This is a genomic window from Microbacterium trichothecenolyticum (genome assembly GCF_000956465.1).
Taxonomy (GTDB): Bacteria; Actinomycetota; Actinomycetes; order Actinomycetales; family Microbacteriaceae; genus Microbacterium; species Microbacterium trichothecenolyticum.
The window spans coordinates 12,888-30,601 of sequence record NZ_JYJA01000040.1; the positions used below are offsets into that span (position 1 = coordinate 12,888).

The window sequence follows — 17,714 nt, forward strand, 5'->3', positions numbered from 1 at the left end:
GCGGGTCCTTCGGGTGCCGGGTTGGGTCATCGTTGCGGGTTCGGGGCGCACCGCGTGCGCTCGGGGCGTGCGGCGTGCGCCCCGAACGTGCGGGACGCGCCCCGAACCCGTCATGTCGGGGTAGGGATGCCGGCGGCGGGAGCCGGAGCGGCAGCCGGAGCCGGACCCGGGGCGGCGGGAGCCGGAGCGGCAGCCGGAGCCGGGTCGGCGGACGGAGCCGGGTCGGCGGCGGGAGCCGGGGCGGCGGGCTCGTCGATCGAGTCGGTGGTGGTCTGGAGGGTGCGGGCGGCGCGGGCGTGGCCGGCCCGCAGGCGGTCCGATACCGAGTCGCCCGAGAGCAGGCCCGCCAGGTACCCGCCGGCGAAGGCGTCGCCGGCGCCGACCGGTTCGACGACCTCGACGACGAGCGCGGGTTCGAACACCTCGTCGTCCCCGACGAACGCGGTCGCGCCGATGTCGCCGTCCTTGACGATGAGTTCGGCCACGTCCGGCAGGAGGGCACGCACATCGGCCGCGGTCGGGGTGGACCAGAGCGTTTCGGCCTCGTCGCGGCCCACGAGCACGATGTCGGCGCTGCGGGCGAGCTCGAGCAGCGCGGGTGCGGCGGTCGCCGCATCCCACAGCGGCGCGCGGTGGTTCACATCGAACGACACCGGCACGCCGTGCTCCCGGGCGCGAGCGATCACACGCGAGAGGAACGCGGCGGCGGACGCCGAGATCGCGGCCGTGATGCCCGAGACGTGCAGCAGGTCGACACCGTCGAACGACACGTCGTCCGCGTCGGAATCCGACAGGTGCGCCGCAGCGGAGCCCCGCCGGTAGTAGAGCACCCCGTTGCCGGGATCCTTCACGTACAGCCCGGTCGGGTGCCCGTCGTCGAACACGACGCGCGAGACATCCACGCCCCGCGCCGAGAGCTGGCGAGCGATGCGATGGCCGAGAGCGTCCTCGCCGAGCCGGCTGAACCAGACGGCACGGTGTCCGAGCGCGGCCACGTGCGCGGCGACGTTCGACTCCGCTCCCCCGGCGTCGAGCAGGAACGCGTCCGCGTCGGCGACGGGAGTCGCGACGACGGGCGTCACCATCGCCATGGTCTCGCCGATCGCGAGCAGAGTCCGGGGCACCCCGCCAGCGTAGTCAGGCTGCAGCATCCGTCGCCCTCCCCTGCGGGACCGCGCGAAACTCGGAGATCCGGACCCCCGCGGCCGCCGGCGCAGTGCCGGCGGCGTCGAGCCGCGTCATCGCAGATCGGTCACAGGGGCGGCGTCCATATCGTCGAACGCCTGGTTCTCGCCGGCCATCGCCCAGATGAACGTGTAGGAGGACGTGCCGACGCCGGAGTGCAGCGACCACGAGGGAGAGATGACCGCCTGGCGGTCGGCGATCACGAGGTGGCGGGTCTCTTCGCGCTCGCCCATGAGGTGGATGACGCGGGCGTCCTCGGGCAGGTCGAAGTACAGGTAGCACTCGGTGCGGCGGTCGTGGGTGTGCGCCGGCATGGTGTTCCACATCGAGCCCGGGTGCAGCTCGGTGACGCCCATCACGATCTGGCAGCTCTTCACGCCGTTCTCGTGGATGTACTGATTGAGCGTGCGTCGGTTCGAGGTGAGCTGGTCGCCGAGCTCGCGCACGGTGCCCTCGCCGGGCGACACCAGAGCCGACGGGTATGCCGTGTGCGCCGGAGCCGAGAAGAGGTAGAACTGCGCCCCCGTCTCACCGGAGGCGTCGGCGAACGACACCTCTTTGATGCCGCGGCCGAGGTACAGGCAGGCGCCCTTGACGAGCGTGTAGACCTCGCCGTCGGCAGTGACCGTGCCCGTGCCGCCGACGTTGATGATGCCGACCTCGCGGTGCTCGAGGAAGTAGTCGCTGCGGATCTCGGGGTATCCGCCGAGCTCGAGCACCGCACCCGCGGGCACGGCGCCGCCGAGCACGATGCGGTCGTGGTGCGTGTAGGTGAGGCGGATCTCGCCCGGCACGAAGACATCGGGGATGAGGTACGTGTCGCGCAGGTCCTGCGTCGTCATGCCCGGGATCTGGGCGGGGTTGGTCGCGTAGCGCTGCGGGATGTGCGTCTCGGTCACGTGTTCTCTCCTGGTTCTGCGTGGATTTCTCGGGTGCGTGGGTTCAGCGGACGAGCCAGCCGCCGTCGACGGGGATGACGGCGCCGGTCACGTAGGCGGCGGCGTCCGAGGCGAGGAACACGAACACGCCTTGCAGATCGGATGCCTCGCCCCAGCGTCCTGCCGGGATGCGCGACAGGATCGATGCGGCGCGGTCCTCGTCGGCACGCAGCGGCGCGGTGTTGTCGGTCGCCATGTAACCGGGGGCGACGGCGTTGACGGTGACACGCGCAGCCGCCCACTCGTTCGCGAGCGCCTTGGTGAGCCCGGCGACGGCGTGCTTGGAGGCGGTGTATGCCGGAACGAGAATGCCTCCCTGGAACGACAGCATCGACGCGACGTTGATGATGCGCCCACCACCGTTCGCGAGCATGTGGCGCCCCGCGGCCTGCGACAGGTGGAAGACCGCGTCGAGGTTGACGGCGAGCACGTCGTCCCAGTCGCCGAGCGGGTACTCGGCAGCCGGCGCGCGGCGGATGGTACCCGCGTTGTTCACGAGGATGTCGAGGCCGCCGAGCTCGGCGATCACCTCGTCGACGGCCGCCGAGAGTTCGTCGGGCGTGGCCGACACGAGGTCGCGCTGCACGCGGTGGACGCGGCGACCGGTGGCTTCGATGAGCGCGGCGGTGGCCGACGCGTCGCCGCGGTCGAGCAGCGCCACGTCGGCGCCGGCCTCGGCGAGTGCGACGGCCGCGCCCTGGCCGAGGCCGCGGCTCGACCCGGTGACGAGCGCGACCTTGCCGTCGAGGCGGAACGAATCGAGGATCATGCGGCGGACTCCTGGCTTGCGACGAAACGGGTAGTGAGCTCTCCGAGCCCCGCGATGCGCACGGTGACCTCGTCGCCGTCGGCGAGCGGGCGGTGTGCGTCCTGGGCGGCGGGCAGCTTCTGCGGCGTGCCCGTCGAGACGATGTCGCCCGGCTCGAGGGTCAGCACCTGGCTGATGTGATGGATGACGTACGCCACGCTGAAGATCGTGGTCGACGTCGACTGCGACACGGTCACGACCCCGTCGCGCACGACCTCGACGAGGAGGTCTTGGGGGTCCGGCGCCTCGTCGGGCGTGACGACCCACGGGCCGAGCGGCGCGAAGCCGTCGGAGCACTTGCCCAGTGCCCACTGGCTCTGCCGGCGCTGCCACGCTCGGTCCGACACGTCGTTGAGGATCGTGTACCCGCCGACGTGGTCGAGGGCATCCTCGAGCGACACGCGCTGCGCGCGCCGTCCGATCACCACGGCCACCTCGCCCTCGTAGTCGACGTCGGTCGCACCCGGCGGGATCACGACGGCGTCGTTCGGACCGGCGAGCGTGTTCGACGTCTTGACGAACACGTCCGGATACTCGGGGTCGTTCGCGGTCGGGTCGACGCCGTCCGGCACGTGTCCACGGTAGTTGTAGCCGAGGCAGAGGATCTTGCCCGGCACGACGGGGGCGAGAACGTCCGCCGCATCGACCACCAGAAGGGAATCCGCATCCGCCGACGCGACCGCTGCCCGCGCCGCGTCCAGAGCCGCGTCCGACGAGAGCAGCTCCGTCAGCGAACCCGCGATCCCGCCGAGGTCGAGCAGCCGATCGCCCGCGACGACCGCGGCCGGCCGCGCGCCCGCAGGTGTCGCGTACGTGACGAGCCTCACCAGTACTTCCTCCACTCCGGACGCGCGACGCGCATCAGGGCCTCGAGGTAGAAGTAGTCGCCCCAGAGCGTCCCCTCGTCGACGCCGTTGCCCTTCGGCAGGTCGTAGACCGAGTGCAGGATCAGCGCGTCGGAGTCCTCGGCGTTCACCGGCGTGTAGTTCGCGATGAGCGACGCCAGGATCGAGTGCGCCCGGGCGGTCCACTCGGCGGCGCGCTCAGCATCCGTCTCGACCTTCGCGAGCTCGAGCAGGCCGCACACCGCGATCGCGGCGGCGGAGCTGTCGCGCGGCGCGTCGCTGCCGTCGGTGTAGACGAGATCCCAGAACGGCACCTCGTCGGCAGGCAGGTGGCGCAGGAAGTACTCCGTGCAGCGACGGGATGCCTCGAGCAGGCGCTCGTCGCGGGTGACCGCGTAGTTCATCGCGAAGCCGTAGATGCCCCACGCCTGACCCCGGGCCCAGCACGACTCGTCGGCCGCGCCCTGCTCGGTGCCGCCGCGGAGCGCCTCGCCAGTCTCGGCGTCCCAGTAGAAGGTGTGGAACGTGGAGTCGTCCTCGCGGAGGATGTGCTCGCGCAGCTGCGCGGTGTGGCGCACGACGGCATCGGCGAAGCGCTCCTCGCCGGTCTGCTCGTGGGCCCATGTCAGCAGCGGCATATTCATGAGGCTGTCGATGATGGTGCGTCCGCGCTGGGCGGGGTCGGAGAGGTCGCCCCACGCCTGGATGATGCCCGCGGGCTCGAGGAACCGGCGCATCAGGTGGTCGGCGGCGAGCAGCGAGGCGTCACGGGCCCTCGGGTCGCCGACGAGGCGCCAGGCGGCGACCGTCGAGAGCGTGTAGAGGAAGCCGAGGTCGTGGGTGTCGAGGTCCTCCTCGGCGCTCACGCGACGCTCGAAGTCGGCCGCGTCGACCCGCGCGGCGTCGCGGTAATCCTCTTCGCCCGTGAGCTCCCACGCGAGCCACAGCAGACCGGTGCGGAAGCTCGTGGTCCAGCCGCGGTTGCCGCCGAGCGGGATGCCCCCCTCGGCCGGACGCAGCTCGTAGCGGTCGTCCACCGTCGTGTCGTCGGGGTACGACCCCCCGAACTTCGCGATGTTGCGCCGGATCGTCGACAGCGCGGCGGCGATCGCCGCGTCGGTCGTGGTCTCGGTGGTGCCCGCGGCGGGCGAGGTGGACGTCATGGAGAGATTCCTTCTGAGGTATATGCAGAGAACGGATGCCGCGGGCTCAGGCCTGCGCGGCTGCCTTCTCGTCGAGATCGAGCACGGGGCGGAGTGTGAAGCGTGAGTTGGTCCACGCGAAGAAGAGGGCGGCGGAGGCCGTGAGGCCGAGCCCGAGGGCGGGCGCGGTGGCGAACACGGCGACCTGGGCCGCCAGGGCGGCCAGCGACGCGGCCGTGAGGTACCAGCGGCGCAGGCTCAGGTAGAGGCCGGCACGCACGACGTCGCGGAGCCGTGCGGTCGGCACCTCGGCGATCGCGACCAGGGCGACCAGCCCCACCCCGACTGCGAGCAGCGCCAGCACGCCGAGGAGCGGCACGGTGAACACGGCGACGGCCGTGCTCGCCAGCATCCGCACGTCCACGAGCAGCACCACGACGACCGCCGCGACCGCGGCGCCGATCAGAAGCGCGCGACGCCACGTGGCGCGCAGCCCCGCGACGAACGCGCGGATCGGCCCCAGCCCGCCCTCCCCGTGCTCGCGGAACGCGCGGAACGCGGCGGCGAGGCCGGGGGCGGCGAGCGGCGCGGCGATCGCGAGCAGCGGCCACGAGTACAGCGGGTCGGTCGTGACCAGCAGCACCACGAGCGGCAGCGACGAGACCACCAGCAGCAGGTTCACGATGAGGCCGAGGTAGATCATCCCGATGAGGGACGCCCACGTCTCGTGGGACACCAACCCGTTGAGCTTCTTCACGGCCTCAGCCCTTCAGACCGCTCGTCGCGATGCCCTCGACGAAGTACTTCTGGCCGAGCAGGAAGATGATCGCGATCGGGATGACCGAGATGGTCAGGCCCGCGAACAGCAGCGCATAGTTCGTGTCGAAGAGGTTCGAGACGAAGCCCTTGAGGCCGAGCTGGATCGTCCAGAGGTCGGGGTTGCGCAGGTAGATGAGCGGCCCGAGGTAGTCGTTCCAGGTGTTGACGAACGTGAGCAGCGTCAGCGAGGCGAGCGCCGGGATCGACAGCGGGAGCATGATCTTGCGCCAGATCGCGTACTCGCTGAGGCCGTCCAGACGCGCCGCCTCGGACAGCTCCTCGGGGATCGTCTCGTAGAACTGCTTCATCAGGAACACGCCGAACGCGCCGAACGCCTGCAGCAGGATGATCGACCACAGCGTGTTCGACACCTTGAAATTCGACAGCAGGATGAACTGCGGGATCATGTACGACTGCCACGGGACGGCGATCGTGCCGACGTACAGCAGGAACAGCACGTCGCGGCCGCGGAACCTCATGCGCGCGAAGCCGTAGGCGGCGAACGAGCCGGTCAGCACCTGCAGGAACGTGACGACCACGGCCAGGAACAGCGTGTTGCGGATCCAGACGAGCATGTTCGACTCGGTCCAGATGTCGATGTAGTTCTGCCACACCCATGTCTCGGGGAGCCACTGCACCGGCACCGAGAAGACCTCGTTGGCGGACTTGAAGGAGCTCAGCACCATCCACACGAACGGCGTCAGGAGTCCGATGGCGAAGATGACGAGTCCGACGTACATCGCGATGCGGGCGATGCGACGGCCGGGGGTCATCTTCTCGGTGTAAGCGACCTGGGGCTGCGGCTCCGGGGTCTCTTCGGCGAGCTTGCGGAGTCCGCGACGCGCGCCCGCAGGGGCGGTGAAGTCGGAGACCAGGAGCTCGGCATCCTTCTCGATCTGCTCGGCCATCAGCTGCTCCGCTTCTTGTTCCAGAGGAACTGCACGATCGTGACGATGATGCACATGAAGAACAGCGCCACGGCAGCGGCCGACGCGTAGCCGAACTGGCTCTCTTCGAAGCCCTTGCGGTAGATGAACTGCGACATCACGAGGGTGGACTGACCCGGCCCGCCGTCGGTCATGACGAGGATCAGGTCGAAGATCTTGAACGAGTTGATCGTCAGCATCACGGTGACGAAGAACATGGTGGGACGCAGGCACGGCAGCGTCACGTTGACGAACCGCTGCCACACGTTCGCGCCGTCGACGCGGGCGGCCTCGTGCAGTTCGCGCGGGACGGTCTGCAGGCCCGCGAGGAAGAGGATCATGTAGTAGCCCATGTCACGCCACGTGCCGACGATGACGACGGCGGGCATGGCCCACTCGGGCGAGGTGAGCCATCCGGGCGGGTTCTGGATGCCGATGAAGCGGAGGAACTCGTTGATCGGCCCGTACTCGGGGCTGAAGAGCAGGTTCCACACGACCGCGATCGCGACGATCGAGGTGATGTACGGGAAGAACGCGGCGGTGCGGAAGAACGCGACGCCGCGGAGCTTGTTGTTCAGCAGCAGCGCGAGACCGAGCGAGACGACGATCGTCAGCGGGATGTGCAGCACCGAGTAGTACAGGGTGTTGAGCACCGAGATGCGGAAGCTGCCGTCGCCGATGAGGCGCGTGAAGTTGGCGAGGCCGACCCAGTCGGCCTTGCCGAAGACGTTCCAGTTGGTGAACGACATGTAGAACAGCACGACGATCGGGATGAGCGTGAGCAGCCCGAAGCCGATGAAGTTCGGAAGGATGAAGCTCCACCCGATGAGGGTGTTGCGCAGCCGCAGCTTCGAGCGCCGGCGGCGCACGGGCGGCGGCGCGGTGCCGGCCTCTGTGGCGGTGATGGTCGCCATGGCGGACCTCCAGTGGGGTGGTGAAGTCGGGGGGCGGTGGCCGGTCCGCCGCAGGGTGCGGACCGGCCACCGGGACGGGCCCCGGAGGGCCCGGGGGGATCAGTCGGTGCCGACCTCGCTGGCCACGCGGTCCTGGGCCTCCTTGATGGCGTCCGAGACGCTCTTGGAGCCCGACATGATCGCGGTGTGCATGTCGCCGAGGATGCCCTGGATCGCCGCCGTCTTGCTCGACGTCGGGTTCTCGGGGTGCACCTCGTGCGTCGAGTACGCGAACTTCGACAGGTCGTCGGTGGGAGCACCGTCGACCGAGAAGTAGGTCTCGACGACCGGGTCGGTCAGCAGCGCCGGGGTGATGCCGATGTTCGCGAGCACCTGGGCGCCCTCTTCACCGGCGGCGAAGGCGAGGAACTTCTTGGCCGCGGCCACCTTCGACTCGTCGATGCCGGCGTTGATGCCGAAGCCGGTCGGGTCGCCGAAGGTCACCGGGGTGTTGTCGAGGCCGGCGGTCGAGGAGTCGACCTGCGGGATCGGCGCGATGCCCCACTCGAAGTCATCGGCATCGCCCGAGGCCTGCTGCGCGATCAGCGTCGCGACGAACCACGTGCCCATCTGGAGCATCGCGGCGTTCTGCTTGCCGAACTCGCCCTGGTAGGTGAGCTGGTTCGCCTTGGCGGTGTTGAAGTCCACCTGGTCGCCTGCCGACTGCAGTGCGAGCACGTTGTCGTAGAACGGCTCCATGTAGTCGTACTCGCCCTTGAGGATGTCGCCGTCGGACTGCGCGTTCGCGAAGCCCTGGACGGTCGACTGCCAGTTGTGCAGGTAGGCGCCCTTGGCCGAACCGCCGGCAGCGGCGATGCCCTCGGTCAGCGCTGCCGCGGCGTCGCTGTAGTCGTCCCACGTCCACGAGCCGTCGGGGTAGTCGACACCGGCCTGGTCGAAGAGTGCCTTGTTGTAGTACAGGACCCACGAGTCGTTGCGGTAGGGCACCGCGTACGCCGTGCCGTCCACCTCGTACGACTTGGCACCGCTGATGCCGTCGGGCAGCTCGACATCCGACACGTCGAGGAGCTGGCCGCCCTCGACGAACGTCGGGACGAACTTGACCTCCTTCTGCGTGATGATGTCGGGGCCGGAGCCCGCGGCGAGGTCGGCGGTGAGCAGCGTGTTGTACTCCGCCGCGTCGTAGCCCTTGAGCTCGACCGTGATGTCGGGGTTCTCCTCGTGGAACGCGTCGGCGAGCGCCTGGAACTCCGGCGTCGTGTCGAGGCTCCAGCCCGAGAGGGAGAGCGTGACCGGACCCGACGACTCCTCGGGCGCGGCCGCGTCGTCGCCACCGCCGCTGCAGCCGGCGAGAGCGAGCGTTGCGACCACGGCGATGCCGGCCGCGGCAGCGTATGAGCGCTTCATTCTGGGGTACTCCTTTGTGATTGCGGACCCGTCCTCGGGCCCATCGGGTTACCGGTTCGCGGGGGATCCGGGGTGTGCGAGGCGACTCGTGGTCGCCGTTCCGTCCGGCCAGGTGACCGTGGCGGTGGTCTGGTCGCCGTCCTCGTCGAGGACGACGTGTGCCGCGTCGGCGGACGATGCGAGGTCTTCGGTGGTGAGCTCCACGAGCGTCGCGCTCCACGTGCCCGGCTCGACCGGGAACGACACGAGCGGCACGCCGGCGACCGGCCCCAGCGGGCTGGCGTCCTCGCGCGTCGCGACGCTCGTCTCGCCGTCGCCGAGAAGGGGACGGATGCTGCTGCTCAGGCCCTTCGCGAGTACCGAGGCGGCAGCATCCGTCGACGCGTCATCGAAGGACGCGGCTGCCAGAGCCCAGCCACCCACGCGGAGGCGGAGTGACGCCGCGTCGACGCCGGGCTCCAGCGAGTCGACGCGGGCGAGCCGCACCTCCCACGGGCCGCGCACGAGCGAGTGCACCTCGATGAGGCCGGCGATCTCGATGTCGCCGTCGATGCCGGAGCCGTGGCGCTGGGCCGACGGGCGGGGGTCGATCCAGTGGGCGCGCGAGACGGAGGCGGCGATGCCGACGCTGCCGCCCTCGCCGACCTGCACGCGCACATCGATGAGGTCCATCGCCGCGCGATGGGTCGCGCGGCCGGCGGCGTCCACCAGGGCGACGGACTGCTCGAGGGGCTCCTCGAACGCGCGCTGGTTCGCGAGTGGGCCCGCGGCGGTGGCGTACCCGATGCGGGCGTACAGCGGCGAGTCGCCGACGAGGCTGCCGTCGGCGGCGTGGTCGGTGCCGTGGTTGACGATGCGCACGATGCCGTCGGACTGCGTGCCCGAGATCACCCAGCCGGCTGGACGCACGGTGCGCAGCTCGTCGCCCGTCTCGATCGGCAGCGGCACGCTGTCCGCCGCCCACACGGGGTGATCGGCGGGGAGGGCGATGCCGAGGAGGCCCTTGACGGCCCAGTACGGTGAGCCGGGACCCGAGTACGACTGGGCGAGCTCGCGCCACTCGTGGTGCCAGCCCATGGTGAGGACGCCGTCCTCCCCCGGAACGCCGGCCTCGCCGAAGTGCGCGACGACGGCGTTCGCGGCACGACGCAGCTGTCCGAGCGGCACGGACGGGACCTCGGCGATCGCACCGACCCAGAACGGGGCGGCAGCGGCGAAGCGGTAGATGAGGCTGCGGCCCTGCACGAGCGGCGAGCCGTCGGCGCCGACGAGGGTCACGGCGTCCTGCAGGAAGCGGTCGAGGCGCGCGATGTCGCCGGGCGTGCGGCCGCCGGCGAGCTCTTCAGCGCCCTGCATGCGCGACCACAGCACGGGGTAGGTGTGCAGGGCCCAGCCGACGTAATGGTCGTAGGAGCGCTCGAAGCCGTCCGAGATCCAGCCGTCGTCCCGGACGAGCACATCGTGCAGAGCGAGGTCGTCGGCGATGTCGTCGGCCGACCACGGCCCGCCGACCGAGCGGAGGAACGTCTGCACGACGACGCGGAACCAGAGCCAGTTCGTCTTGGGGTATGTCGCATCGCCCACGACCGGCGCGAGGTAGTCGATGACCCGCTGCCGGGTGACCTCGTCGAGGCGGTCCCAGATCCACGGGCGCGTCATGTCGAGCACGAGTGCGAGCGACGCTGCCTCGACCTTGGCCTGAGCGTGCTCGTCGAGACGGACCCAGCGGTCCTCGGCCTCGGGGTCGACGCCCGTCACGATCCCGCGACGGTAGAAGTCGGCGAGGTCCTCGGTGCCCTCCCCCCGCGCCCCGGCGATGCGGAAGCCGGCGAGGAGGAACGTGCGGGCGAAACCCTCGAGCCCATCGACGGCGTGGCCGTAGCCGCCCTCGGCGCCCGGGAAGTGGATGCGGCCACCACCCGGCGAGGCGTGGGTGCGGGCGGTGTCGAGAAGGCGATCGGCGTAGGCGAGCCATTCGTCACGTGTCCAATCGAAGCCCGTCGCGATGTGCGCCGACGTGGTGGGCTGCTGGACCGTCACTGGATCTCCCTTGATGCCTTCTTCTCGCCGCTGGAATCTGATCAGCGGAAAGCGAACGTTTGGGACTGTAGCAACCCAATTCGTTCATTGCAAGGTTGTTTGAGATTCGTTATGATCGTTTATGATCGCTTTGAACTCATAGCGAGTCTCACTGCGAGGTGGATCCCCCGCCCCTGGTGAATCAACGAGGAGGAACCTTGACGACGGATGCCTCGACCGCGACCTTCGAGGGCGAGCTGGCCGCCGTCTACCACCGACAGGCCGGCGTAGACGGCGATCTCGGTGCGACCCTCGCCTCCCTCCTCGCGCCCGCGGAGGGCGCGCTCCCGGTCGCGACCTCCGCCGACCGCACCGTCTGGGGGCCCGACGGCAGCGCCGACCCCGTCGCCATCGCTGACGTCCTCGCCCGCGCCCACGACGACCTCGGCCGTCCGTGGGGCGTCCCGCTCGCCACCGCCGCGGCACGCATCCACGACGACGGCGACCGCGTCGGGTGGGAGACCGTCGTCTTCGAGCGCCAATTCCGCCTCGCCCGAGCGGCGATCGCCGCCGCGCACCACGCCGACGACCCCGAGCTCGGCCGCGGGTGGCTGGCCGAGGTGCTCGACGGCGTCTGGCTGATCTGCGAGCAGAGCAGCTGGTGCTGGCCCGCCCACGACGATGCGTTCCGGGAGCGCGGATCCGTGCTTCCCACGGTGACAGCCCCGTACCTCGACCTCGGCGCGGGCGAAGCGGTCGCTCTGCTCACGTGGGTCGACCAGCTCCTCGGCGCACGGCTCGAGGCCCGGTACCCCGGCATCCGTTCCCGCATCCGCCACGAGGCGCGCGTGCGCGTGTTCCAGCCCTTCACCGATCGCCGCGACTGGCACTGGATCGGCCTCGACGGCGACGTGCACAACTGGAACCCGTGGATCCACGGCAACGTGATCACCGCGGCGCTGCGGCTGCTCGACGACCCGTCCGAAGCCGACGAGCGGGCGCGCATCGTCGCCCTGGCCATCGAAGGCATCGACCGGTACGTCTCGGCGCTGCCGGCCGACGGCGCGATCGACGAGGGCTACGCGTACTGGTGGAACGGCGCATGCCGCGCCCTCGAAGCCCTCGACCTCGTGCGCCACGCGACCGGGGGAGTGCTCGACGCGTCCGGCATCGCGGCGCTGCGCGAGACCGTCGCGTTCCCGCACCGCATGCATCTCGGCGGCGACTGGTACCTGAACCTCGCCGATGGACAGGCGCGTGTCTCCGCCGCGCAGCCCTGGCACGCCCTGCATCGTGCCGCGTGGAACGCGGGAGACTCCGGTGCTGCCGCCCACGCCGCGTCGCATCGCTGCGCCGGCACCCCCGCGGCCACGGAGCACGAGGGTTTCGGGCGCCTGCTGCGCGGCATCACGGATCCGGTCTGGGTGAGCGCGGCATGCGACACGCCGCCGTTCCCCCGCGACGTCTGGCTGCCCTCGACCGAGGTGCTGCTGGCCCGGGAGCACGGCGGGACCGCGCGCGGCCTGACGGTCGCGGTCAAGGGCGGGCACAACGGCGAGCACCACAACCACAACGACGTCGGCTCGTTCGTCGTCGCGTCGGACGGCGTGCCCGTCATCGTCGACGCAGGCCGGCCGACGTACACCCTGCAGACCTTCGGGCCCGGCCGCTACGACATCTGGACGATGCAGAGCGGGTGGCACAACGTGCCCGTGATCGGCGGTGTCGAGCAGAGCCCCGGCGCCGAGTTCGCGGCCTCCGGCGTCGAGGTGTCCGTGGACGGCGCGTCCATGTCGCTCGACCTTTCGGGTGCGTACGCCGGCGCGGCGCCGTGGCGGCGCACGGTGCGCCTCGAGCGCGAGACGCGGCGCGTCGTGATCGAGGACGCGTGGCCGGCTTCGGCCGCCGAGCATGTCGAAACGCCCCGGACGGACGAGAAGACCCAGGTGCGGATGCTGCTGGCCGGCGATGTGCGCCGGGACGCGGCATCCGTCACCGTCACGCCGCTCGACGGCGCGACGCCCGTGCGCATCTCGTGGCCCGAGGGCGTGGAGGCCTCTCTCGTGGTGCGCGAACTCGACGACCCGGTGCTGTCGAGCGTGTGGGGCGCGCGACTCACCCGGCTCGATCTGGACGTGACGACGGCCGAGTCGGTCGCCGTCACGGTAGAACTGGACCTGACGAACGCGGAGGACGCCCGATGACCGACCAGACTCCGGCGCTGCTGGCCGCGGAACGGCGGGCGCACGTGATGGCCACGCTCGAACGCGACGGCGCCGTGCGGGTCGCGCAGCTCATGGACGAACTCGGCGTCGCCCCGGTGACTCTGCGCCGCGACCTCGCCCAGATGGAGCGCGAGGGGCTGCTCGTCCGCGTCCACGGCGGCGCTGTGCCTCCCGCGGGGGGATTCGACGACGTCGAGCCGGGGCATCAGCCCACCTCCACTCGGACGGGGTCGATCGCGATGCTCGTGCCGTCGCTCAGCTTCTACTGGCCGAGCGTCGTGCGCGGCGCCGAGACCGAGGCGACGCGCCACGGTCTGCGCGTGGTGCTGCGCGGCGCGTCGTACGAGCTGCAGGACGAGCGCCCGGTGCTCGAGCGGCTCGTCCACACCGAGGGCGTGCGCGGGCTCGTCGTCGCGCCGAACACCGACACGCCCCACGCGCAGGACGTCGTGCAGTGGCTCGCCGAGTGCGGTGTTCCCAACGTGCTGGTGGAGCGGGACGCGGTGGTGCTGCCGGACGGCAGCCCGGTCGAGAACGTCACGACCGACCATGCTCTCGGCGCCGTGCTCGCGGCCCGGCACCTCGCCTCACTCGGCCACCGCCGCGTCGGGCTCATCATCGCGCGGGACTCGCCCACGTCGCGCAAGATCGCCGCCGGCTGGCAGGCCGCCTGCCTCGAGCTCGGCCTCACCCCGTCTGACCACTTCGAGACGAGCCTGCCGCCGCGCACGAGTCCCGACTTCTCGGCGGTCGTGGACGCGACGCTCGACGCGGCGCTGTCGAACTCGGTCACGGCCATCCTGGTGCACTCCGACCCGGAGGCGATGGCGTTCGTCGATCTGGCGCTGAACCGGGGGATCTCGGTGCCCGGCGACCTGTCGGTCGTCGCCTACGACGACGAGGTGGCCGAGCTCTTCACGCCCGCGCTCACCGCGGTGAGCCCGCCCCGCAACTCGGTCGGTCGTGCGGCCGTCGATCTGCTGGCACGGCGCATCGAGGACCCCATGCGCCCGGTGCACCGCGTCGTGCTCAACCCCACGCTGAACGTGCGCGGCTCGACGGCTCCGCCCCGGGGCGCGTAGGCGCGCAATCGCGCGGGGCTCGCTAGAGTTCCGCCATGGGGGAGGACGTCCCGGCACAGGAGTTCACCCGCGCCGACCGCACACGCCATCGCGAGAAGGTCCGGCGCAACCTCGACGTGTTCGCGCGCATGCTGCGCGAGGCGCACTTCGACACCGATGACCCGCTGACGGGTCTCGAGGTCGAGCTGAATCTCGTCGACGACGACGGCGACCCCGCGCTGCGCAACGCGGAGGCTCTGGAAGCGATCGCGGATGCTGCGTTCCAGACCGAGCTCGGCCAGTTCAACATCGAGATCAACGTGCCGCCGGCGCGCCTGCGCGAAGGCGGCCTCACGACCTTCGAGGAGGGCCTGCGGCGCAGCCTCAACCACGCCGAAGAGCGGTCGTCGACGGTCGGCGCGCACCTCGTGATGATCGGCATCCTTCCGACGCTCGGCGAGGGGCACCTGCGGCCCGACAGCATCAGCGCCAATCCGCGGTACCGGCTGCTCAGCGAGCAGATCCTCGCCGCGCGCGGCGAGGACATCCTGATCAAGATCGACGGGCCCGAGCGACTGCTCACGACGGCGGACTCGATCCTTCCCGAGGCGGCCTGCACCAGCACGCAGCTGCACGTCCAGACCTCGCCGGACTCGTTCGCGGCGTACTGGAACGCCTCGCAGGCGATCGCGGGCGTGCAGCTCGCGATGTCGGCGAACTCGCCGTATCTGCTGGGCAAGGAGCTGTGGCGCGAGACGCGGATCCCGCTGTTCGAGCAGGCCACCGACACCCGCAGCGAGGAGCTGAAGGTGCAGGGCGTGCGGCCGCGGGTGTGGTTCGGCGAGCGCTGGATCACCTCGGTGTTCGACCTCTTCGAGGAGAACGTCCGGTACTTCCCGGCGCTCCTGCCGATCGTCCACGACGACGATCCGATGGCGGTGCTCGACGCCGGCGGCATCCCGGCGCTCGCGGAGCTGCGCCTGCACAACGGCACGGTCTACCGGTGGAACCGCCCGATCTACGACGTCGCCGACGCTGTGCCGCACCTGCGCGTCGAGAACCGCCTGCTCGCCGCCGGGCCGACGGTCGCCGACATCATGGCCAACGCCGCGTTCTACTTCGGGCTCGTACGCGCGATCGCCGAGAACGACCGCCCGCTGTGGTCGCAGCTGTCGTTCACCGCCGCCGAGGAGAACTTCCACAGCGCCGCCCGCGACGGCATCGACGCCCAGCAGTACTGGCCAGGCGTCGGGCAGGTGCCGGCGACCGAGCTCGTGCTGCGGCGCCTGTTGCCGCTCGCGCATCGAGGTCTCGAGGCGTGGGGGGTCGAGGCATCCGTCCGCGATCGCCTGCTCGGCATCATCGAAGGTCGGTGTCTCACCGGTGTCACCGGAGCCGGTTGGTTCACGGACCGCATGCGTCGCCGGGCGGACATGGATCGCTACGACGCGCTGCGCGCCACCCTGCTCGAGTACCGCGAGGCGATGCACACGAACGAGCCCGTGCACACCTGGGAATGACGCGGGCCTACCGCGTCAGCCGGCGAGGGCGGCCGCACGCCAGTCGGTGAGCACGCGAGCCGCGGCGCGCGTGTGGGCCCACGGCATCTCGGGCACCTCGAGCCGTCCCTCGGCGAGCGCCAGCGACAGCGCGTCGGCCTCGACGGCCATCGGCTGCACCACCGGCAGCTCGACGATGCGCTCGTCAGTCCCGCGGCGCACGATCAGCGTCGACGGGCTCTCGGTGCGACTGCCCCAGACGTTCGGCAGCACGACCTCGGCGTCGGCGAATCGCAGCACGCCGGTGTGGGACAGGTTCTCGATCACCGATGTCGCGATCCCGGCCGTCAGGTCGCCGAACGCGAGCTCGGCGGACGCCGTGCCGTCGACGCCACTCACCAGCTCGGCCTCGAACGCCCGGTACTCCGGCGCGATCGGCTGCCCCGCCGCGGCCGCGAGGTCGATCGCGAGCGCCAGCGGGTAGCACCCCACGTCGAGGATCGCGCCGCCCCCGACCGCCGGGTCGAACAGACGTCCCTCGCGCGTACCGGCGTCGAAGCCGAAGGCCCCCTCGAATCGCCGGGGTGCTCCGAGCTCACCGCCGGCGGCGAGCTCGCGCAGCGACTCGGCGAACGGGCCGAAACGCGTCTTGAACGCCTCGAGGAAGGGCCGCTGCGTGCGCTCGGCGGCCTCCAGGATCCGCTCGACCTCCGCGAGCGTCGGACTGGCGGGCTTCTCGCAGAGCACAGCCTTGCCCGCTTCGAGAGAGCGGATCGCGAGGTCGGCGTGGGCCGTGTGGACCGTCCCGATGTACACCGCGTCGACGTCGTCGCGCGCGAGGATCTCGTCGTAGGTTCCGGATGCCTCGGCCCCGTGCTCCGCCGAGAACGCCGCCGCGCGCGGGGCCGACGAGCTGCCCACGGCATGCAGCATCCCGTATTCCGATGCCCGCAGTCCGACCACGAAGTCCCGACTGATCCACCCCGGCCCGAGGACCGCCCATCTCGTCTGCAGCTGCGCCATGGCCCGATGCTACCGAGCCGTGGGCTCGTCACACTCCGGTCAGGCGACCGGCTCCGCCGCCTCGCGCGCAGCGCGGGCGGAGGACCGGATGGCACCGATGCTCGCGGCGATGACCAGTGCGATGCCGAGGAGCTCGAGCCACGTCATATGTTGCCCGAGGAATATGAACCCCGCGAGCGCCGCGGTCGCCGGTGCAAGGCTCATCAGGATCGCGAAGACGGCCGCCGGGAGGCGTCGGAGCGCGATGAGCTCGAAGGCGTAGGGGATCGTCGACGACAGCACCGCCACCGCTGCACCGAGCGCGACGATCTCGATCCGCAGGAGGACGGCGCCGGCATCCGCGATGCCGAAGGGGAGGGCGATGAGGGCACCGATCGTCATCGCGAGCGCGAGCCCGTCGAGCTTGGGGAACGCCCGTCCGACGCGCGCCGAGGACAGGATGTAGAACGCCCAGCTGCCGGCGGCGCCGAGCGCGAACAGCACGCCGAGCGGGTCGAGGCGGTCCCATCCGCCACCGCCCAGAGCCACGACTCCGGCGAGGGCCAGGAGCGCCCATAGCCACGCCGACGCCCGGCGGGCCGCGACGATCGACAGCACGAGGGGGCCCAGCACCTCGATGGTCACGGTGACCCCGAGGGGAAGGCGCTCGAGGGCGAGGTAGAACAGGCCGTTCATCAGCGCGAGCACCAGTCCGAAGAGCGCCACCGCCGTCCAGTCGGCGCGTGAGTGACCGCGCACGCGGGGTCGCGCGATCAGCAGCAGCACGATGGCCGAGAACACCAGGCGCAGCATGACCATGCCGAGCGGCCCGACCTGCGGGAACAGCAGGACGGCGATCGACGCGCCGACCTCCTGGCAGGCGAGGCCGGCGATCACCAGCAGGATCGCGGGCGTCGTCCCCGG

At 70.9% G+C, this 17,714-nt stretch carries 15 protein-coding genes; 3 read left to right on the plus strand and 12 right to left on the minus strand.

The features are described 5' to 3' along the window. Positions 1-110: 110 nt before the first annotated feature. From RS82_RS17260 to RS82_RS17305, 10 genes are all read right to left on the minus strand, one after another. Positions 111-1,124 carry a sugar kinase gene (locus RS82_RS17260; protein WP_084695763.1) on the minus strand — a complete coding sequence of 338 codons (1,014 nt, stop codon included), beginning with the start codon at positions 1,122-1,124 and terminating at the stop codon, positions 111-113. 114 nt (positions 1,125-1,238) lie between these two features. Then, on the minus strand, positions 1,239-2,084 hold the full coding sequence (gene kduI, locus RS82_RS17265) for a 5-dehydro-4-deoxy-D-glucuronate isomerase (protein ID WP_084695738.1): 846 nt from the start codon (positions 2,082-2,084) through the stop codon (positions 1,239-1,241). Between the two features lie 43 nt (positions 2,085-2,127). Continuing rightward, positions 2,128-2,892 (minus strand): 2-dehydro-3-deoxy-D-gluconate 5-dehydrogenase KduD, encoded by a 765-nt coding sequence (kduD, locus tag RS82_RS17270; RefSeq protein WP_045301764.1) that lies wholly within the window; start codon positions 2,890-2,892, stop codon positions 2,128-2,130. After that, the gene (locus RS82_RS17275) at positions 2,889-3,758 is read right to left on the minus strand and encodes a fumarylacetoacetate hydrolase family protein (protein WP_045301766.1); all 870 of its coding nucleotides are present in this window, start codon (positions 3,756-3,758) and stop codon (positions 2,889-2,891) included. Before RS82_RS17275 ends, kduD begins: the two co-directional genes overlap by 4 nt. Then, entirely contained in the window at positions 3,755-4,939 is a 1,185-nt protein-coding gene (locus tag RS82_RS17280) for a glycoside hydrolase family 88 protein (RefSeq protein WP_045301768.1), read from the minus strand. Before RS82_RS17280 ends, RS82_RS17275 begins: the two co-directional genes overlap by 4 nt. A gap of 46 nt (positions 4,940-4,985) precedes the next feature. Further along, positions 4,986-5,675 carry a hypothetical protein gene (locus tag RS82_RS17285; RefSeq protein ID WP_045301770.1) on the minus strand — a complete coding sequence of 230 codons (690 nt, stop codon included), beginning with the start codon at positions 5,673-5,675 and terminating at the stop codon, positions 4,986-4,988. Positions 5,676-5,679: 4 nt separating this feature from the next. Beyond that, positions 5,680-6,645, minus strand: coding sequence for a carbohydrate ABC transporter permease (locus RS82_RS17290; protein ID WP_084695739.1), 966 nt, complete (start codon positions 6,643-6,645; stop codon positions 5,680-5,682). After that, positions 6,645-7,577 carry a carbohydrate ABC transporter permease gene (locus tag RS82_RS17295; protein WP_052676912.1) on the minus strand — a complete coding sequence of 311 codons (933 nt, stop codon included), beginning with the start codon at positions 7,575-7,577 and terminating at the stop codon, positions 6,645-6,647. The genes RS82_RS17290 and RS82_RS17295 overlap by 1 nt, the downstream gene beginning before the upstream one ends. Before the next feature lie 99 nt (positions 7,578-7,676). Further along, on the minus strand, positions 7,677-8,984 hold the full coding sequence (locus RS82_RS17300) for an ABC transporter substrate-binding protein (protein ID WP_045301772.1): 1,308 nt from the start codon (positions 8,982-8,984) through the stop codon (positions 7,677-7,679). 48 nt (positions 8,985-9,032) lie between these two features. After that, a complete protein-coding gene (locus RS82_RS17305; protein ID WP_052676913.1) occupies positions 9,033-11,024 on the minus strand; it encodes a DUF2264 domain-containing protein in 1,992 nt (663 codons plus the stop codon). Positions 11,025-11,221: 197 nt separating this feature from the next. Between RS82_RS17305 and RS82_RS17310 the strand changes: the two genes are divergently transcribed. From RS82_RS17310 to RS82_RS17320, 3 genes are read left to right on the plus strand one after another with little or no spacing between them, the layout of a single operon-like run. Further along, positions 11,222-13,207 (plus strand): heparinase II/III domain-containing protein, encoded by a 1,986-nt coding sequence (locus RS82_RS17310; protein ID WP_045301774.1) that lies wholly within the window; start codon positions 11,222-11,224, stop codon positions 13,205-13,207. Further along, positions 13,204-14,310: a substrate-binding domain-containing protein gene (locus RS82_RS17315; protein ID WP_045301776.1), complete on the plus strand. Its 1,107-nt coding sequence runs from the start codon at positions 13,204-13,206 to the stop codon at positions 14,308-14,310. Before RS82_RS17310 ends, RS82_RS17315 begins: the two co-directional genes overlap by 4 nt. A gap of 35 nt (positions 14,311-14,345) precedes the next feature. Further along, positions 14,346-15,809: a glutamate-cysteine ligase family protein gene (locus RS82_RS17320; protein WP_045301778.1), complete on the plus strand. Its 1,464-nt coding sequence runs from the start codon at positions 14,346-14,348 to the stop codon at positions 15,807-15,809. A 15-nt stretch (positions 15,810-15,824) separates the two neighbouring features. Here the strand turns inward: RS82_RS17320 and RS82_RS17325 are convergent, their stop codons facing one another. After that, positions 15,825-16,811, minus strand: a complete 987-nt coding sequence (locus RS82_RS17325; RefSeq protein ID WP_045301781.1) for a Gfo/Idh/MocA family protein — start codon at positions 16,809-16,811, stop codon at positions 15,825-15,827. Between the two features lie 39 nt (positions 16,812-16,850). Continuing rightward, positions 16,851-17,693, minus strand: coding sequence for an EamA family transporter (locus RS82_RS17330; protein ID WP_045302193.1), 843 nt, complete (start codon positions 17,691-17,693; stop codon positions 16,851-16,853). Positions 17,694-17,714 lie beyond the last annotated feature (21 nt).